This is a genomic window from Streptomyces sp. NPDC089915, assembly GCF_040684675.1.
In the GTDB taxonomy this organism is placed as follows: domain Bacteria; phylum Actinomycetota; class Actinomycetes; order Streptomycetales; family Streptomycetaceae; genus Streptomyces.
Window position 1 is genome coordinate 1 of sequence record NZ_JBFBGN010000381.1, and the last position, 1328, is coordinate 1328.

Sequence of the window (1328 nt, forward strand, 5' to 3'; positions counted from 1 at the left end):
GTACTGCTGGCGGGTGACGGGCGGGGTACTCCGGCGCGGGGCAGCCCTCCTCCGTCCAGGCCGCCACCACCCGCTGCGGGGTCAGGCCCATGCCGTCCTTCAGCTCCCCGCAGGGCAGGCCCAGCCCGCTGGTGTGGCTGAGCAGCTGTCCGACGGTGATCGGGTGCCAGGCCGCCGGAACGAGGTCGGGCAGGACCTCGGCGATCGGGGTGTCCAGGCCGAGACGGCCCTCGGCGACCAGCTGGAGCACGACGGTGGACGTGAACATCTTCGTCATGCTGCCGATCCGGAAGGAGGCCGCCGGGTCCTGGGAGACGGGCCCCACCGCCTTCGCCCACCGCGTGCCGGGGCCGGTCACCCGCACCATCGTGCCGTTCGCCTCGGCGCCCGGAGCCATCAGCTTCGCCAGCGCGGCCTCGTCCACCGGGTAGCGGTCGCCGACGGCGGCCGTCACCGGGAGCGGGGCCCGGTCGCCGCCGGTGGCGGCCGAGGCGGGGAGGGCCGCGGCGGTGACCGTGGCGAGTGCCGCGCCGGCGGCACCGAGGGAGAGCCAACGGAACTTGCGGGAGCGGGAGTTCACGGGGTTCGTCATACCCGCAAGCCTGCCGCCGCCAAGATCCCCAAGCCATGAGGGAGCACCCCCACCCGCCCCTGACCCGACCCCGACGACGCCCCGGGCCCACACCCCGGGAAGGGGCCTCGCCGGCCGGCCGGAGGCATCTGGCAGACTCCGCGGCATGGGAGTGTTCAAGCGGGCGATCAAGGCGGACGGTGCGGGTCAGGCCGGGGAGCAAGCTGACCTCAGCGCGCTCCTGCGGCAGGGTGAGGACATGATCGGGCAGGTGGGCCGGGCCCACATGTCCTGGGGGCTGGGCTCGGCGGACCGCTGGGACCTGGACCAGACGACCGGGGTCATCACCTGGACCTTCCCCGACAAGACCGCGACCGCGCCCGCCCAGATCCTGGGCAGCTTCGCCCCGAGGGCGGGCTCATGGGTGTGGGCCTGGGCCAACCAGAGCCTCCTCCCCGGCATGAGCCGCGACTCCCGCCGCTTCTGCGATTGGGCGGAGGCCAACGGCCATCCCGAGCTGGCCCAGCCCGAGATCGACGCCGACGAGCAGACGGCTTCTACGCTCGCGGCCCTGGCGTTCCGGGTCACCGGGGCGACCGGGTACTACAGGGGTCCGGGGGGCAACTCCTCCTACGTGGTCATCACCTTCGGACCGGTCACCCTGACGAGGCGGACGGCGGCGTCTCCACCTTCGACATCGATGCCGGCTAGCGCCGGTTCGACGCCCTGATCCCTCCCCGGGCACCGGCCCGGGGGC

2 protein-coding genes are annotated in these 1328 nt (G+C 73.9%); one reads left to right on the forward strand and one right to left on the reverse strand.

What is annotated here, in order from left to right; translation table 11 throughout:
• On the reverse strand, positions 1-592 hold a 592-nt coding region (locus tag AB0O29_RS35990), incomplete at its 3' end, for a serine hydrolase domain-containing protein (protein ID WP_365160681.1).
• Positions 593-737: 145 nt separating this feature from the next.
• Here AB0O29_RS35990 and AB0O29_RS35995 point away from each other — a divergent pair.
• A complete protein-coding gene (locus tag AB0O29_RS35995; RefSeq protein ID WP_365160684.1) occupies positions 738-1301 on the forward strand; it encodes a DUF6882 domain-containing protein in 564 nt (187 codons plus the stop codon).
• The last annotated feature ends 27 nt before the right edge of the window (positions 1302-1328 follow it).

Excerpts from the sequence above, each read along its gene's own strand:
- AB0O29_RS35995 (WP_365160684.1), top strand. The coding sequence starts at position 738 with ATGGGAGTGTTCAAGCGGGCGATCAAGGCGGACGGTGCGGGTCAGGCC.